Source organism: Clostridium sp. D43t1_170807_H7 (genome assembly GCF_015555905.1).
Taxonomy (GTDB): Bacteria; Bacillota; Clostridia; order Clostridiales; family Clostridiaceae; genus Clostridium.
In genome coordinates this window covers 1-16,989 of sequence record NZ_JADNLK010000005.1, presented here as the reverse complement: position 1 = coordinate 16,989, position 16,989 = coordinate 1, and the positions used below count along the sequence as shown (strand labels likewise).

Annotated in this window: 18 protein-coding genes; 1 reads left to right on the top strand and 17 read right to left on the bottom strand. The window is 28.0% G+C overall.

All coding sequences use genetic code 11. The annotated features are described in order from the left end of the window. Positions 1-49: 49 nt before the first annotated feature. The 11 genes from I2E98_RS04355 to I2E98_RS04305 all read right to left on the bottom strand — a co-directional run bounded on the left by I2E98_RS04355 (position 50) and on the right by I2E98_RS04305 (position 13,024). The gene (locus I2E98_RS04355) at positions 50-208 is read right to left on the bottom strand and encodes a zinc-ribbon domain-containing protein (RefSeq protein WP_042394571.1); all 159 of its coding nucleotides are present in this window, start codon (positions 206-208) and stop codon (positions 50-52) included. Positions 209-446: 238 nt separating this feature from the next. Then, positions 447-1,907 carry a hypothetical protein gene (locus I2E98_RS04350; protein ID WP_195467747.1) on the bottom strand — a complete coding sequence of 487 codons (1,461 nt, stop codon included), beginning with the start codon at positions 1,905-1,907 and terminating at the stop codon, positions 447-449. Between the two features lies 1 nt (position 1,908). Then, on the bottom strand, positions 1,909-3,312 hold the full coding sequence (locus tag I2E98_RS04345) for an ATP-binding protein (protein WP_195467746.1): 1,404 nt from the start codon (positions 3,310-3,312) through the stop codon (positions 1,909-1,911). Continuing rightward, complete coding sequence (locus tag I2E98_RS04340; protein ID WP_195467745.1) at positions 3,293-3,994, bottom strand: response regulator transcription factor; 702 nt, start codon at positions 3,992-3,994, stop codon at positions 3,293-3,295. Before I2E98_RS04340 ends, I2E98_RS04345 begins: the two co-directional genes overlap by 20 nt. 109 nt (positions 3,995-4,103) lie before the next feature. Next, a complete protein-coding gene (locus I2E98_RS04335) occupies positions 4,104-5,078 on the bottom strand; it encodes a polysaccharide deacetylase family protein (protein ID WP_195467744.1) in 975 nt (324 codons plus the stop codon). Positions 5,079-5,289: 211 nt separating this feature from the next. Further along, entirely contained in the window at positions 5,290-6,117 is an 828-nt protein-coding gene (locus tag I2E98_RS04330) for an energy-coupling factor transporter transmembrane component T (RefSeq protein ID WP_195467743.1), read from the bottom strand. Beyond that, positions 6,114-7,820, bottom strand: coding sequence for an ABC transporter ATP-binding protein (locus I2E98_RS04325; RefSeq protein WP_195467742.1), 1,707 nt, complete (start codon positions 7,818-7,820; stop codon positions 6,114-6,116). The genes I2E98_RS04330 and I2E98_RS04325 overlap by 4 nt, the downstream gene beginning before the upstream one ends. A gap of 270 nt (positions 7,821-8,090) precedes the next feature. Continuing rightward, positions 8,091-8,642: an ECF-type riboflavin transporter substrate-binding protein gene (locus I2E98_RS04320; RefSeq protein ID WP_195467741.1), complete on the bottom strand. Its 552-nt coding sequence runs from the start codon at positions 8,640-8,642 to the stop codon at positions 8,091-8,093. A gap of 46 nt (positions 8,643-8,688) precedes the next feature. Then, positions 8,689-9,546, bottom strand: a complete 858-nt coding sequence (locus I2E98_RS04315; RefSeq protein WP_195467740.1) for an S-adenosyl-l-methionine hydroxide adenosyltransferase family protein — start codon at positions 9,544-9,546, stop codon at positions 8,689-8,691. 334 nt (positions 9,547-9,880) lie between these two features. Further along, positions 9,881-11,101 carry an ROK family transcriptional regulator gene (locus I2E98_RS04310; protein ID WP_195467739.1) on the bottom strand — a complete coding sequence of 407 codons (1,221 nt, stop codon included), beginning with the start codon at positions 11,099-11,101 and terminating at the stop codon, positions 9,881-9,883. Positions 11,102-11,293: 192 nt separating this feature from the next. Beyond that, on the bottom strand, positions 11,294-13,024 hold the full coding sequence (locus I2E98_RS04305) for a glycoside hydrolase family 13 protein (RefSeq protein WP_195467738.1): 1,731 nt from the start codon (positions 13,022-13,024) through the stop codon (positions 11,294-11,296). A gap of 128 nt (positions 13,025-13,152) precedes the next feature. On the opposite strand from I2E98_RS04305, the gene I2E98_RS04300 reads away from it, so the two are divergent. Continuing rightward, positions 13,153-13,824 carry a helix-turn-helix transcriptional regulator gene (locus tag I2E98_RS04300; RefSeq protein WP_195467737.1) on the top strand — a complete coding sequence of 224 codons (672 nt, stop codon included), beginning with the start codon at positions 13,153-13,155 and terminating at the stop codon, positions 13,822-13,824. Positions 13,825-14,118: 294 nt separating this feature from the next. Here I2E98_RS04300 and I2E98_RS04295 read toward each other — a convergent pair whose 3' ends face one another. The 6 genes from I2E98_RS04295 to I2E98_RS04270 all read right to left on the bottom strand — a co-directional run. Beyond that, a complete protein-coding gene (locus I2E98_RS04295) occupies positions 14,119-14,328 on the bottom strand; it encodes a pre-toxin TG domain-containing protein (RefSeq protein WP_195467736.1) in 210 nt (69 codons plus the stop codon). A 70-nt stretch (positions 14,329-14,398) separates the two neighbouring features. Further along, entirely contained in the window at positions 14,399-14,626 is a 228-nt protein-coding gene (locus tag I2E98_RS04290; RefSeq protein WP_195467735.1) for an IS3 family transposase, read from the bottom strand. 177 nt (positions 14,627-14,803) lie between these two features. Beyond that, entirely contained in the window at positions 14,804-15,271 is a 468-nt protein-coding gene (locus I2E98_RS04285) for a DUF2004 domain-containing protein (protein ID WP_195467734.1), read from the bottom strand. Between the two features lie 40 nt (positions 15,272-15,311). Further along, a complete protein-coding gene (locus tag I2E98_RS16290) occupies positions 15,312-15,617 on the bottom strand; it encodes an HNH endonuclease (protein WP_347708014.1) in 306 nt (101 codons plus the stop codon). Positions 15,618-15,694: 77 nt separating this feature from the next. Continuing rightward, the gene (locus I2E98_RS15940; protein WP_243250938.1) at positions 15,695-16,486 is read right to left on the bottom strand and encodes a pre-toxin TG domain-containing protein; all 792 of its coding nucleotides are present in this window, start codon (positions 16,484-16,486) and stop codon (positions 15,695-15,697) included. 88 nt (positions 16,487-16,574) lie between these two features. After that, positions 16,575-16,989: hypothetical protein (locus tag I2E98_RS04270; protein WP_195467733.1), on the bottom strand; the 415-nt coding region annotated here is incomplete at its 5' end.

The window sequence follows — 16,989 nt, the reverse complement described above, 5'->3', positions numbered from 1 at the left end:
GCAATAAAAAAAGATTGTAAGAAAAATTCTTACAATCTTATAAAATTAATTACTTTCTGTTGTTTTGTTGAGCTTTTCTTGCTCTTCTACATTCAACACATCTTACTGGTTCGTTATCGAATCCTTTTTCTTTGTAGAAAGCTTGCTCTCCTTCAGTGAATAAAAATTCTTTTCCGCAGTCTCTGCATACGATAGTCTTATCTGCCATTATAAATTCCTCCATTTTCTTAAGATTTATCATGGTTAATAACATATCTCTTGAATAGGAGAAATTTTATTAATCTACTTTAAATCTTTTAAATAGTCAAACAACTTGACTTCTTGTTAATTATAACACATATATATTTTTTTTACAATACTTTTATAAAGTTTATTAAAAATTTTTCTCATTTTGTAATAAATTGTTTTTTATTAACAATTTATTGCAATAATATTTCTAACTGAGTCTAATCTCCTATTATTAACTCACCATCAATAAAAGTCTTTTCCCATTCTTCTACATAAGTTCCACTACACCACTCGGACATTATTATCTCATCTTTTTCATCTATAGGTGTCGTAACTAAAGGTTCTGTTATCAAGCTTCCATTTTCTATTTTATAAACTGCTATATAAGTATCAAATTGAACTAATATAATCTTGCCCAACGGAGATGTAAAAGCATCTTTAAAAAAACCTAATTGTTGTTTTAAAGATTTCCATGATATATAAAGAGAATTATAATTTATAAATCTACTATCAGGTAATATTGATAGCTTAAAACTTTCTCCCGCTTCATTCATATTCTTAGGCAATAAATTAGCAACAAATCTCCATCGTCCTATTCTTCGTTCAATAGCCAAATTATTATAGTCTATGGAAGAAATATTTAACTCATCTATTTGTTCCTTAGATAAACTATTAATTTCATTTTGAAACTCTTCTAAATATTTTTCTTTTTCATTTCCAATAAATATTTCATCTGCTTGTAATCCATTTTCAATATTGATATTATTTACAGGTATTATTTGATAAATTGGATAATTTCCTTCAAAGGAATCTCCTTGATATTTTCCTATGGCAATATAGTCATTTCCAACAAATTTTATAGTCTTATATTCACTTTTATCTAAAATTATATTTTCAACCGTATCATTTTTTAATTTTTCATCATATTTACCCACTTGAAACTGATCATACTCAAAACCATTAATACTCTTTTGATTCACTTCTAGTTTCCATATTCCATTTAACCTTGGGAAAATAATACTAGATTTTTCATATATATTTCCTATTTCCCAATTATCATGAGATATCCATAAAGTTCTATATTCATCATTACTATATATACCATCACTAATTCTTTTACTAGGAGTTTTAATTCCTAACATAACTCCTTCTTTTTCATCAAACTCTTCTTCTTTACTTTCATTTGCTATAACAACATCATCTCTAATATCATCAAAGTTAGCTCTTTTATTTACTTTACTTAATTTAATCAAACTACTTTTATATAATAATATCATCTCTGTATCAGAATTTAAAAAGAACTCACCTATTATTTGATTTTTATCAATAATAGATATTAAGTCTACTGTCTCTCTACCATTCATAAAAGTATTCATAGTCAAATTATTCTCATATGAAAGAATGTAATCTCCTTCAACAGCCTTTAACTTATAATGAATATTTTGCTTATATTTACCTACAATATCAATTTCGTTATTACCTAATTTTATTTCATCTCCAATTAAATAACTAGAAACCTCTTCACTATCATCCTTTTCTCCTAGTTGCTCAACTGAATCAATTCTCCAAGTTCCAGTAAAATTAAAAATATCATTACTTTCCTCATCCCTCATATTTGATTTGCATCCAAAAAACAATATTATAATAAGAAAAAATACTATCAAAAGTTTCTTATTCATATTAATCTTCTCCTTGATCTAAAGGAATTTTAATTATTACTTCTGTTCCTTTATTTTCCCTACTTTTAATTTCTAAAATTCCTCTATGCAAAGTTACTATTTCATCACATATAGATAAACCTATTCCATTTCTAGATTTACTATTTTTCCCTTTATAAAATTTATCTTTTACTCGTGGTAAATCTCTACTACTTATTCCACTCCCATTATCCTTTACTCTAAACACTAAATATTCATCTTCAACTTTAGTATTTAAACTTATTATTCCATTCTCTTCAGTAAATTTAAAAGCATTATCTATAATATTACTTAAAACTTGCTTAAGTCTATTTTCATCAAAATAACCTTTTGTAACATTCTTATCTATAGTTATATTAAATTTTTTCCTCTCTCTTTTTGCTCTTGGTCTCATATAATTTTCAATATACTCAATAAAACTCCTTACATCATGCTCTTTTATATTTAAAGAAATAATACCATTTATAAGCTTAGAGAAATCTAATAACTCTTCTACCATATCTGTTAATCTATCACTTTCTTTTTCAATAATATCAAGCCCTAAAGCTACTGTCTCCATATCACTACAATCATACTTTAAAGTTATAGCCCATCCCTTAATAGACGTTAATGGTGTTCTCAATTCATGAGAAACTGAAGATATAAATTCATTTTTTAATTTTTCTCTCTTTTCAACTTCACATCCCATATAATTCAACGTCTTTGATAATTGAGCAATTTCAATATTATCAGCAACATTACTTTTAATATTTAAATTTCCTTTTGCCATCTCCTTTGCAACTGCTGTTATCTTTTTTATTGGAGATACTATATCTTTTGCTATTATTAAACTCATTATTATACCCAATGCTATTACTATTATAGAAATAAATAAAAATAGCACACTAAAAGAATGTATTATTTTATGTACTTCCTCTAAAGAAAAAATAATCCTAACTATACCTATCATATCACTTGGATTTATCTTAGAAGTAATTGCCTTAGAAACTATCATTACCTTATCATTATAACAATTTACATTTCCAGTCCATACTCCAACCTCTCCATTTTTAGCTTTTGTTATATCAGGAGTACTTAAAATTTCAGAATCTCTTATGCCATATGAGTCCATTAATAACTTACCGCTTGGATCTAAGATTTCAATCTGCCCCTGCTTTGTATTCCAAAAAACATCAACATTATCATATATATTTTCCATTAATTCATTATTAGAAAAATATTTTTGATAAAAATTAATAGCTGATTCTAATTGATTAACCAAAGTATTTTGAGTATTTTTGTAATAATATCCCTTTAAGCATAATAAAGTTAATATATCTAATATTAAAACCGTTGATATTATTACTATAAGAAAATTTTTCAACACCTTACTTCGTATACTCTTCACACACTTCGCCTCTCCATCTATATCCAAATCCCCATATAGTCTCTATATATCCTTCTTTAGATACTGAATCTTCTATTTTTCTTCTAAGTCTTCTTATGTTCACATCTATAACTTTAGAATCTGCAAAATAATCTTTTCCCCAGACTAAATCTAATAATTCATCTCTTGAAAAAGCCCTATTAGGATTTTCTATAAATAATTTTATAAGTGAATATTCTTTTGGAGTTAAATCAATCTCTTCCTCACCCTTAAATATTTTTTTCCCATATGTATCCACAGTAAATATTCCGTTTCTTAAAACCTTCTTTTCATCATTTACACCAATTCTTCTTAATATAGCCCTTATTCTAAGCAACAACTCCATTGGATTAAAAGGTTTTACCATATAATCATCGGCTCCATATTCAAGCCCCATTATTTTATCCATATCTTGACTTTTTGCAGTCAACATTATAATACCTATCTTATCTTTTTTTTCTCTAGCTCTCTTACAAACTTCAAATCCATCTATACCTGGTAACATAACATCTAATATTATCAGAACTGGATCCTCTAATTCCAAAATTTTTAATCCCTCTTCCCCATTATCCGTCTCTAAAACCTCAAATCCATTCCTTTTTAAATTTATTTTTAAAAATCCTCTTATACTATCTTCATCTTCAACTATTAATATTTTTTTCATATAAAATTCCTTTCAACTCTATGACACTACTCTTTATTTATATTTTCTAACATATGCAAATAAAATACTGGATAAATATTATCACTTATCCAGTATTCATCAATTTTTTCTACTTTAATGTTCTAAACTCATATCCTAAAGACTTTAAGTAATCTATAATTTGCTGTAATGATTGTGCTGTTGTTTTCTTTGCATTTGTGTCATGCATTAATATAACTAAGACATCATCATTTCCTGCTAAATCACTTACAGTTCCTTTCAATCTATTTACTAACTGTTCAACTGTTCTATCATTACTTTCAGCATCTCCATTCAGAACATTCCAATCTATATAACTATATCCATTTTTCTCCAGAACAGGATCTAATGATTTCGTGTTCCAGGACATATGTCCTCCTGGTAATCTAATAACATTAGTGCTGAAGTCATCTCCTAAAACAGACTTCATTATATTTTCTGATTTTTTCATATCATTTATTAACACCGTTGGATTAGCAATTCTACCTGGATATAAAACACTATAATCATGGCAGTATCCATGATTTCCAATAGCGTGTCCTTCCCTAACCATTTCTTGCAACAATTCTTTTTGTGTATCACTTTTTTCAACATTACTACCTAGTATAAAAAAGGTAGCCTTTATATTATTAGCTTTAAGAGTTTCTAATATTTGCTGTGTTACTTCAGTTGAGGGCCCATCATCAAATGTTAGATATGCAATCTTTTTACCATCCTCTCTTAAGTAGTTCCATTTATTAAGCATCTTCTCTATATCCTTAGCATTATCTGCATATAAATCATTTTCATAAGAAGTATATATTAAGTTTTGCTTATTTGTAGCAGTATCAATATTTTCTCTATTTTGCGAATTTCTATCTTTATTCTCATCAGCAAAATCACTATCGTTCTTCAGAAGTTCACTATCGTTTACATCTATACTTTCACTCGCTATAACCCCTTTATCATTGAAAGCCACTATGCCAAGCATAGCAACTATTAATAAACCAACTATCTTAAAACTATTTTTTGTAATATTTTTTCTTACACTGCTATCGATTTTCTTATCTTTAGTTAATTTATACATTTTTAATTCTCCCTATCTACTTCTTACATATCTCTATACTTTATATTATACCTATATAGGGTCAAAATTAATTTACAAAAGGGCTACAATACATCTGTAATTTATGGAAGTTATTTATTTTTTTCTTATTTTGATACACTTTTACACAAAATAATCTATATAAAAAAGTTAGTACTATAAAAGTTTATAGTACTAACTTATATTTATTTTATTAAATAAATGGATTATAGAAACGTCCACCATTTAGTATTGTGGCAAATATTGCAATTATCAATATAATACTAACTGCAGCTATAGCTATATAATCACCTTTTTTAAATGACCTTCCATTATACCAAGTACGCTTTTTATTGCTTCCAAATGCTCTAAGCTCCATAGCAGAACTTATAGCTTCTATTCTATCTAAGCTTGAGAATATTAAAGGCATTAATATAGAAGCCGAATTTTTAATTCTTTTTGCTAATTTTTCCTTTTTAGACATATCTATTCCTCTAGCTTGTTGAGCAAATGATATATCTTGATAATCACGTTGAACATCAGGTATATATCTTAAAGCTATTGAAACTGAATATGCAATTTTATAACTTACACCTATTTTGTTTAATAATGCTGCAAATTCACTTGGATTAGTAGCAACCATAAATAATAATGCCATAGGTATTATTGAAAAATACTTTAAAGTTATATTAAATTGATAAAATAATTGCTGACTTGTTACAGTATACGGACCAGCAATCTTAAATAAATCTGTTCTACTTCCATATATTTGAACACCTTCATATGGTGAAAATATAAAGATAGCTACATTATTTAATAATAAGAATATTAATATAAAGTAAAGAACAAATGAAATTTGCTTAAATTTTACCTTTGAAATTTTAAACACAATTATGCTTACAACAAACATTCCTAAAAGCACACGAGTATCATATGTAATCATCGAAGCTAAAGACCAAATAATTAAAGCAATTAACTTTGATGCCCCTGTTAATCTATGAATAGGTGAATCTATATCTGAATATCCAATCATTGTGCTCATATACCTCTAATCCTCCTATCATAATCAATAAATTTCTTAACAAACATTCTCGGATCATCTAACTTAGCTTTCACAGCTAATTCATATAGTGATGTTTCCTTTAAGTTTGCTTTGTTTATTACTTTTTCATCTGTAAGAACATTAGCTGCTATATCATCAGCTAATTTTACTCCATTTGATAATACAATTGCTCTATTAGTATATTCAAGCATTAAATGCATATCATGAGTTATCATTATTATTGTTACACCTTTTTGGTTCAATTCTTTTAAGAATTCCATAATTTCAGTGTAATGTTTAAAGTCCTGTCCAGCTGTAGGTTCATCTAAAATAACAACTTCAGGATTTAATACTAATATTGATGCGATTGTTACACGTTTCTTTTGACCAAAACTTAAAGCTGAAATCGGCCAATTACGGAATTCATATAGTCCACAAATCTTTAATGTTTCAAAAACTCTATTCTTGATTTCCTCTTCAGAAACACCTCTAACCTTAAGTCCTAAAGCTACTTCATCAAAAATCATAGTTTTTGATATCATTTGATTCGGATTTTGCATTACTATACCTATTTTTTCTGCACGTTCTTTAATAGTATCATTAATTAAATCCCTACCATTAAATAATATCTGACCTTCAGTTGGCTTATAAAAACCACATATCAATTTAGAAATAGTTGATTTACCTGCTCCATTTCTTCCGACAATACTAACCATTTCACCTTTATTAATTTTAAAAGAAACACCATGTAATATTTCCTTTCCTGACTCATAAGAGAATTTTACGTCCCTCATTTCAAGAATAGGCTCATTATTTATTTTTTGTTCATCTTCTATTGTATCTTCATACCAGTCTTTTAACTTTTCTCTACAACTATCTATATTTAATGTATCAATATGTTCTGGATGCATTTCTGGTTTAATATCACAGCCAGCATATTTTAATGCAGTAATATATAATGGCTCACGTATTCCAGTTTCAATTAATAAATTTGAACTTAATAACTCTGCTGGAGTTATATCTGCTGCTATTCTACCATTATCAACCACTATTATTCTATCTACTGGACAATGTAATACATCCTCTAATCTATGTTCTATTATTAATATAGTCTTATTAGTTTTCTTTTGAATTTTATCTATTAACTCAATGGCACTTTTCCCAGTTGCCGGATCCAAACTTGCAAGAGGTTCATCAAATAAAAGAATATCTACTTCACCAACCATAACACCCGCTAATGTTACACGTTGTTTTTGACCTCCTGATAAACTATAAGGTGCAGAATCTAAATGAGTATCTATCCCTACAATTTCAGAAACAATTTTAACTTTTTCTTTCATATCATCTTGTGATACACAATCATTTTCTAATTTAAAAGCTATATCTTCACCAACTGTTAATCCTATAAACTGACCATCTGGATCTTGAAGTACAGTACCTACTGAATTTGATAATTCAAATATACTCATTTCTTTAGTTTCTTTTCCCTTAACTTTTAAGCTACCAGAAATTTCACCTTCATTAGAAAATGGCACAATCCCATTTATGCAATTTGAAAGAGTACTTTTTCCTGAACCTGATGGTCCTACTATAAGTACCTTTTCTCCTTCATATATAGTTAAATTTATATTATTTAATGTTGGCTTTGCCTGAGCTCTGTATTGAAAAGTAAAATCCACGAACTCAATTACAGGTTTTTTCATAGCAAATCTCCTCGTCTTCTTGTATATAAACTTTAATATGTTAATCTAATTTTATTAATGACTGTAAAACTTAATAGACAATTATTAAGCATTTTTAAGTTATATTATTAAAATTTTATTAATTAGTAAAACCTTAATTAATAACCTTCATTAAAGATAATACTATATTTTTAATCATATGTATATTCTGAAAAAAATTTTATAACGTAAAATTTTCTTTAATCATTAAAAATACCAGAGACATAAAGACTCCGGTATTTAAAATAGATATTATTCTCTATCTAAGCTTCCTTTTTTAACTCTAGTCTTAGAATAAGTATATAATAATATAGTTCCTAATATTCCAACTGTAATTGCGTTTGAAGTTCCAGCTACAGCTCCTTGTAAGTAAACTTTGTTAGCAGGCTCAGCATATATAACTATATCTAATGTTGGTGCAATTAAAAGCCATGCTATAACATTAGCAATTATTTGATAAATATTGAAAACTATCATTTCCTTTTTACCAAATTCACCTTCATTAACCTTTAATTTCTTCCAAGCTAATCCTATAATTAATCCAATAGATGCTGATGCGATAACCCAGCTAAACCAAGGTGAACCATAAAACACTAAATCTTTTAACGCATGTCCTATAAATCCAATGGCAACACCTGCAACTGGTCCATATAAGATCGCCATTAAAGCTAAAAATGCATAACATGTTTCAATATTAGTATTTGGTATTCCTGACGGAATAGAACCAAAACGACCTAATATCATAAACACAGCTGCTCCAATACCAATTGCAACAATAGTCTTGATAGATAATTTATTACCCATTACATTTTCTCCTTTTCATATACATTATGATTAATTAAAATTAATTTTATTCGTAAACTACTTTTGGTGCCTTTCTTATAGAAATTATCCAATTAGTTCCTGTTTGTATATTATATGCCTTAGAGAATGAACCTTGATTTATAGCAACAGCTAAATTATCTAATGAATTAACATAAACTAAAGTTTCTCCAACATGAACATCTGCAAATGATTTTGCATATATCATTATGTTTCTATAAACTTCTCTTGTATCATTTTTTATTGAAACTTCTACTCTATCTCCATAGTTTATTCCTAAACTAGTAAATAACTCTCTTCCAATATTTGTCCAAAGACTACCAAATCTAACATCTAAAACATCAATTGTTCCAGTTACCATATCCTTATCTTTAGTTGATTCAACCACTGGTAATTCAATAACTTCCTCAACTGGAATTTCTGGTCCAACTTGTTCAAAGCTTATAACTCCTGAAGCAAGTCTTGCACCTGTATATGCATATATATCTCTTCCATGGAATGTATAAGATGCTCCTGAATTAGGTAATCTGTTTATAGTTTCATCTATTTCTCTAGCTTCCACAATTCCACACATACGCTTGATATGAGTAAGTGTTCCATTATCCGGTGTAATTATGTACTGACCTTTTGCAGTCTTAACTGCTATACTCTTTCTATGTGATCCAACTCCAGGGTCAACAACAGAAACAAATACACTTCCTTCTGGCCAATAAACTACAGTTTGAATTAATCTATATGAAGCTTCCCAAATGTTGTATTGTGGTATTTCATGAGTTAAATCAAATAATTGTAGTGTTTTGTCTACAGAATATGCAACTCCATACATTGCACTAACTGCACCATCCGCTATACCAAAGTCTGATTGAAATATTAACGCGTTTTTCATATAAATAAGCCTCCTAAATATTATGTCATATACACATTATATTAACGAATATTGCTTTAGTCAATTTTTTTTTAAATTCGACAATTGACGAACATTAATTTCATTCTCCTTTTTAATAATACTTTAAAATTATACTTTTTTATTAATTTATAGTCAATATCTTTATATATATGACTATCTAAAAACTATTAGGATAAAACACATAATATTCCCAGTATAATAATTTAATATAAAATATAAAAAGACTGTCTATAATTACTTAAGCCTCAATTTACTTCTCTAAGGCTAATTCATTATAGGACAATCCTTTTATTTTTATAATTAATACTATAACTTACTTTCTATTCATACCATTAAATATCTCTTGAATAACTAATGTTGATGCTCCTACTACAGCAGCATCTCTCCCTAATAAACTTCTAATTATTCGTACATTTTCACTTAACAATTTAAGTCCTCTGTTTTTTACTATTTCATTTAAAGTTTCAATAGTATATGTTGTATTTTCAAATATCTCTCCAACAACTACTATTGCTGTTGGATTTAATATATTTATTAAATTTGTAATTGCTACTCCAATATATCTAGCAGCTTCTTTTAATATTGTTATAGATAGCTCATCACCCTCTTTAGCAGCCTTACATATATCTTCTATCGATAAATTATTTATATCATTAACATCTCTACTAAGGGAACTATTTACACCTTGTTTTATAAGCTTAATAGCTTTTCGAGTTATATTATTATTAGATGCAACAGTTTCAAGACAACCATACTTTCCACAGTTACATTTATCACCATCTGCTTCTACTACTATATGTCCTATTTCCCCAGCACTAAAATCAACTCCATAATAAGGAGTATTGTTTATAATAATTCCAGCCCCTATACCATTGGATATATTTAAAGTTACAAAATTGGCTATATCCTTTGTTGCTCCAAACCAACTTTCACCTAGTGCCATAGCTCTTACATAATTATCTACACATACAGTTAATCCAAGTTCTTGTTCTAACTTTTCTTTTATATTTTTGTTTTTCCAACCATAATATAAAGCATGTATAGATACTCCCGTTCTTGCATTCACTATACCATGTAGAGCTACACCTACTCCTAATATCTTTTCTTGATCTATTTGGCTAGATTCTACTACTTCATTAATTAAATTAACTAACTTCTTAAAAACTAAGTCATAATCATATCTTTCATCCTCTATTATTATAGATTTCTTAATTATTATATTAGCTGAAAGGTTTGTTATAACTACATCTATGACTCCAACACCTATGCCTACACCAATTACATATCTAGCATCTGCATTAAGCTCTAATATTATTGGAGGTCTTCCCCCACTAGATTCTCCAACTTTACTTTCTATAAGAAATTTATCTTCAATTAAAAATTTTGTTATATTCGTAACACTAGCTGGAGTTAATCCTGTTAATTTTGCAATTTCTGCACGTGATAGGCTTCCATTATCTTTTATAACCTTAAGCACAGCCGAAACATTTAATTGTTTCATTAACTCAAAGCTACCTTTTAATACTTTGCTCATCTTATCACTTCTTTATTAATTGTTTTAATAAAGTCTTCAAAAAAAATTTCTCTATCTTGAAGACTTTTGAAATTGTTTTCTTATTTTAATGTTATCATAGCTCTATTTTTTGTCAATATACTTCAAATTAAATTCATATAAAAGCTAGCACAAAATTTGCGCTAGCTTCTTCTCTTTTTTATTAATCTGTAATTATTTAACTACTTTATAGATTTTAAAAGAAAAACTATCTAACTTTATTTCAACTAAATCTTCAATACTTTCTGTAATTAAATTTACTGCCTTTAATTCTAAGTTTATATTTACTAAAACACTATCATTACTATTATTAAATACACATAAAATTTCTTCACAATCTAAAATTCTCTTGAAAGCTATAATATTATTTTTACAATAAACTTCTTCAAAGTCCCCATATATAAAAACTTTATTATTTCTTCTAATATTAATCATGTTTTTATAAAAATCGAATAACTCTCTATTTTGCTTTTTTGCCTCCCAAATCATACATTTTCTATTTTCAGGATCATCTCCCCCATCTAGTCCAACTTCATCTCCATAATATATATATGGAACACCTATATATAAGAATTGATATGCTATAGCAAGTTTTATTCTATTAACATTTCCATCACATTCATTATAAACTCTTTTCGTATCATGGCTTCCTATCAAGTTCCACATTTGCCTAGTTATACTATCCATATATAATACTCTATTTTCTGCCATTATATCTAGAAACTCTCTTCCGTTTATAATCCCTTTAGCAAAAAAGTCTATAATAGCGTTTTTAAAAGGATAGTTCATTATTCCATCTAATTGATCCCCTTTTAAAAATGAGTTAGCTTCATGCATTATCTCTCCAATTATTATTGCATCACTTTTAGCATCTTTAACTCGTTTTCTAAACTCTCTCCAAAACTCATGTCCCACTTCATCACAAACATCAAGTCTCCATCCATCTATTCCAATTTCCTTAATCCAAAACTCTCCTACCTTTAATAAATACTCTCTTACTTCTTTATTATTAGTATTAAGCTTAGGCATATTATCACAACCATTAGCAAAAGTATAATATTTATTTTTTGATTTTTTTACTGGCCATGAATCTACAAAATACCATTCTTTATATTGTGATTCTTGTTGGTTTTCTATTAAGTCTTTAAATGCAAAGAAATCTGATCCTGAATGATTGAATACAGCATCAAAAACTATTTTTATACCTAAATTATGAGCCTTTTCTACAAGCTCCTTTGCTTCTTCTAATGTTCCAAACTGAGGATCTATACTAAAATAATCTTCAGTATTATACTTATGATTAGTATCAGATTTAAATATAGGTGTAAGATAGATTAAATTCACACCTAATTCTTCTAAATACGGTAACTTATCTATTATTCCACGTAAATCTCCTCCATAAATACTTCTTTTATGAATCTTCCCTTTTCCCCATTGCCCAATTCCCTCAACATCTATTGAAGGATCTCCATTATGAAACCTATCAGGGAATATTTGATATACAACTGACTCTTGTAACCAATTAACCTCTTTGTACAAATCTTCTTCTGCTATATAAGGGAACTGAAAAGAATTCATATCATTATACTTAAATTCTGGATTTACAAATCCTCTTTCATTATATTGAAAACTTTCTTCATTCATATCAATAAATTCAAAATAATATCTATACCTATTTCTAAAAACTGATATTTCTGTTTGATAATATGTGAAAAATTCTGTTTCTGCAACTACATTCATAGATTTTTTACTATATGGACTTTCCCAATCATATCTATCTTTATAATAAATGTAACATTCTTTAACATCATTTCTTGCTACTCTGACTCTTACAACCAAAGTATCCTTATCTTTTCCATAAGAATAAGGAGTATCTAAAATATGAAAAACAGCATATTTATTCATAAACTTCACCTCTATTTTTTAAACATTTACATAATTATTATAAAAATTTTTCATACTCTTGATTGTATATTTATAATATAATATATATATAATTAATACAATTTTTCTATATTATGGGGGTAATTGTTATGTACGAAAGTTTTATTTCTGACTTAAATATTTTTAGCAATGAATTTTCTTCTTTTATTGATACTAGTAATAGACCTGCTATTCTTTATAAAATTAAACAAAAACATATTGGGGAATTAGAGGATGATTTAAATATAGAAGATAAAAAAATTGATTTATATATATGGAATGCAATATTCTCTAAAGAAATTATAAGACATGGTATCTCTAAGAAATATCTTCATACTCTTTATAATGAATATTATGTTAAAATCCCAACTCTTAATGATTTAAGATCCCTTCAGGAATTAGAAATAGAAATGGCTGAAGCATATCTTGAGTTTTTAATTAGCGATGTAGAAGTTAAGGATAACTTCATAGTAAACAAGCTTCTTCAACACCTTCATATGAATATTGAAAGTTTTATGTCACTTGAAAAAATATCTGAACATCTTGGAATAACACCTGAATATGCATCAACTTGTTTTAAAAAACATATGGGAATATCTCTAATGAAATATTCTAAGAAAATAAAAATAGATAGGGCTAAGGTTTTATTACTTACAACAAATAAAAGTATGCTTGATATAGCAATATCATTGGGCTTTTATGATCAAAGCCATTTTTCAAAAACCTTTAAATCATTTGAAGGAATGTCCCCTTCCGAATTCCGCAACACACACTATAACTAAATTATTCGTTACGTGGAAGCGAAAAAATGAAATATTTATTTTCCAGTAACCGTGAAATTTTCACCTAGAATTTATATAATTGATTCTGTAAAGTTTGCTAAAGTTTTTAAACTTAAGTGAGATTCAAAATTTCAATTTTGTAAATCAAACTTACACATTCGACGTAAGGAGAAGGTGCTTCCTTTTAAAATGAAACTCACTTTTCCCTATCGCTCAGAGGAGTAAGTTCAGCTAACTAAATCAAGATTTAGAGCTTCACTTTACGCAACTTTACTCCATCAATTACTATTTGCATTATCCTATTCTTCCCAAATAATTGAACTTAACTATTCCTTGTCCTGCTTCTCTTATAAATGATGTTCCTACTACTGGTATAAAGAAACATTCAGCTGTAATTAGTCTTTCTGCCACTGATAAATTTTCTCCTGTTATCATATTTACACCTGTAATAACCTCTACACCATCTCTTACATATCCAACCCATGGTAAACATGAAACTACCATATCTAATATAAAATTAGTTACGTTATAAACAGTATCATTTGGTGCTATCCCTTCAAAGAAGCTATTAACTTCATATCTCCAAGTTTCTACCCATAACAGAAGTAAGTTTTACAGATTTCATAAGTCTGTATATACGCTTATGATTATAGTTTGAATTTAGTCTATTATTTATATTTAACGATATACGGCGATATCCATAAATTCCTTTAACTTCTGAGTACAAGCTAATTTTACCATCTAAATAATCTTCTACAACCTTAATTTTAACTTCTGGTAAAATTTTTGATATTCTTCCCATAATAAAATACTCCCTCTATAATTACAGTTTTATTATTTAAACTGTCTACTATAAAGGGAGCATATCATATAATAACATTAACCTTTTTTAAACTGTATCATTAAGATTGTACTATTTTTATAAAAAACAATATTACTTATAATATAAAACTCTACTTTTCAGTATTTAACATTAACTCTAAATAGCTATATCTTGATATCCAACATCAATAACTTCTTCGTTATTTAATCTAAGTCCTAAGCCATTTTCTTCATCCCATGAACAGTCAAAACTTATACCTATACTTCTTCCACCATAAATATCAGCATAGGGAACTTTTATTCCAACTAAAGTAATATAATTTAATAATTCTTTAGTTGATTTTATTTCTGGATAATTTTTATTTAATTCAATATCATATCCTAATTCTTTACGTTTTTGCTTATAATACTCTAAAATTGGCTCTAAAAATGTTTCCTGAATTTCATTCCATTTATTTATTAAGGCTTGATAAGCTTCATATTGCCCATCTTCAAATTGACCTTCATCATCTCCAGCTATCATTAACATAATATCGACTTCATTATTGAAAAATTTAATCTTACTTCTTCTAAACCAAATATAATCATACTCTATTTTCCCAAAGATTGAATCATTAATCATCATAAATCACTCCTATATATAATTTATCTATCTATACACTACTTTAATCTATTTTATACGCACCTGCATTAATCTCCCCAACTCCTCCAAGATGTCCAAAAGTTGAATTTATTTTAGTCGGTACAAGTTGCATTATTTTAGTGTCATTTAATTCATGCCATGTTAAATTATTTTTTATTCTATATTTTTCAATATCAGATGCTTTAATATTTCCTGCTACCATTCCAAATTCATTTGCTAATTCAGGAGAGCTATTAAGCTGTTTTGCTAATGCTATATTAGCTTGTTCAAAATTCAAGTTTCTTGCCTTGGCTCCATTTACTCCTTTGCCCCCTAGCATATAATTTATTTCTACTTCAGCTTTTGAAACTGGAGAAAAATCTGGAACTCCATTTTTATATTGAATACCATTAATACCAGCTTCATCTAATATTTTTTTAATTCTTGATTTGGTGGTGGTTTAAGAGTACATAGAGATTCCCCTCTCTTTCCTTCAAAACCTACTTTTAGATTTAATTCTGCAGGTGTTTGACTAATTCTTGCTTCATATGAACTAGCGAATTCTTTTTGCTTAAAAGCAGAAGAAACATCTGCTTCAGCTTTATCAACTCTCTTTACAGTCCCACTACTAGCCACATCATCAACCTTACCAGTAATCTTTGATACAAAATCCTGCAACTTTGTACTAACCTCTGGTTCTAACTTAACTGTTCCACCTCCAGCTAATGCTATTTCATCACCAAAATTAAATGCCTTTTTTAATAACGTTAAACCTTCATCACCTTTTTTAGCTATATTCATTAAGAAATCTCCACCATATTTTGATAACAAAGTAATTCCTTCATCTATATACTTTGAAGCAAATTGCATCGCTTCATCCCAGTGTTTTCCTATGAACTTAACTATTCCTTGTCCTGATTCTCTTACGAATGATGCTCCTACTAGTGGTATAAAGAAGCATGCAGCTGTAATTAGTCTTTCTGCCACTGATAACTTTTCTCCTGTTATCATACTTACACCTGTAATAACTTCTACACCATCTCTTATGTCCCCAACTACTGGTATGCATGAAACTGCCATATCTAATATAGAATTAGTTACATTATAAACAGTATCATTTGGTGCCACCCATTCAAAGAAGCTATTCACTCCACCCCTCCAAGTTTCTGCCCACTTTGAAAATGGATTTTCATTAGGTTCTATTCCAAAAAAGCCCATACCTATTAAATATCCTAATCCTGCCACTATACCAATAAGTGCTTGAGCTACAATATTAATTAGTGATGCTAAAACAGAAACTACAGAATCAAAAACCCCTACTACAAAATCTTTGCAACCATTTAAAAATTTTATTAGAAGCTTTTACTACATTTCCTAAAAGGTTAATAGGTACAGTTGCTACTTTTAACAATGGCTTAATAACATTATTCTTTAATGTTTTAATGCCTGTAATATTCTTTATATCAAAATTAGATAATTTTGACAATGCTCTACCTATAAGCCCACCTAATTCATTACCTTTTACTGCAATTATATTTGAAACTGCATTAACAGAAACTGCAGTAGCAACTCCAACCATATTACCTACCTTGTTAACATCAGCCTTTAATATTGACTTAGTTTTATTTAAGTTGCCTAAAGCTCTCGTATTATTAGTCTTAAATGTTATATTTTTGCCTATAGGATATGAACTTACCACTTGTTGATCTTTTCTAATAGAA

What these genes read in the sequence shown, in the direction of transcription:
- I2E98_RS04355 (WP_042394571.1), bottom strand. Translation starts at nt 208, where the DNA reads ATGGCAGATAAGACTATCGTATGCAGAGACTGCGGAAAAGAATTTTTA.
- I2E98_RS04350 (WP_195467747.1), bottom strand. Translation starts at nt 1,907, where the DNA reads ATGAATAAGAAACTTTTGATAGTATTTTTTCTTATTATAATATTGTTT.
- I2E98_RS04340 (WP_195467745.1), bottom strand. Translation starts at nt 3,994, where the DNA reads ATGAAAAAAATATTAATAGTTGAAGATGAAGATAGTATAAGAGGATTT.
- I2E98_RS04335 (WP_195467744.1), bottom strand. Translation starts at nt 5,078, where the DNA reads ATGTATAAATTAACTAAAGATAAGAAAATCGATAGCAGTGTAAGAAAA.
- I2E98_RS04330 (WP_195467743.1), bottom strand. Translation starts at nt 6,117, where the DNA reads ATGAGCACAATGATTGGATATTCAGATATAGATTCACCTATTCATAGA.
- I2E98_RS04325 (WP_195467742.1), bottom strand. Translation starts at nt 7,820, where the DNA reads ATGAAAAAACCTGTAATTGAGTTCGTGGATTTTACTTTTCAATACAGA.
- I2E98_RS04320 (WP_195467741.1), bottom strand. Translation starts at nt 8,642, where the DNA reads ATGGGTAATAAATTATCTATCAAGACTATTGTTGCAATTGGTATTGGA.
- I2E98_RS04315 (WP_195467740.1), bottom strand. Translation starts at nt 9,546, where the DNA reads ATGAAAAACGCGTTAATATTTCAATCAGACTTTGGTATAGCGGATGGT.
- I2E98_RS04310 (WP_195467739.1), bottom strand. Translation starts at nt 11,101, where the DNA reads ATGAGCAAAGTATTAAAAGGTAGCTTTGAGTTAATGAAACAATTAAAT.
- I2E98_RS04305 (WP_195467738.1), bottom strand. Translation starts at nt 13,024, where the DNA reads ATGAATAAATATGCTGTTTTTCATATTTTAGATACTCCTTATTCTTAT.
- I2E98_RS04300 (WP_195467737.1), top strand. Translation starts at nt 13,153, where the DNA reads ATGTACGAAAGTTTTATTTCTGACTTAAATATTTTTAGCAATGAATTT.
- I2E98_RS04295 (WP_195467736.1), bottom strand. Translation starts at nt 14,328, where the DNA reads ATGGTAGTTTCATGTTTACCATGGGTTGGATATGTAAGAGATGGTGTA.
- I2E98_RS04290 (WP_195467735.1), bottom strand. Translation starts at nt 14,626, where the DNA reads ATGGGAAGAATATCAAAAATTTTACCAGAAGTTAAAATTAAGGTTGTA.
- I2E98_RS04285 (WP_195467734.1), bottom strand. Translation starts at nt 15,271, where the DNA reads ATGATGATTAATGATTCAATCTTTGGGAAAATAGAGTATGATTATATT.
- I2E98_RS15940 (WP_243250938.1), bottom strand. Translation starts at nt 16,486, where the DNA reads ATGGGCTTTTTTGGAATAGAACCTAATGAAAATCCATTTTCAAAGTGG.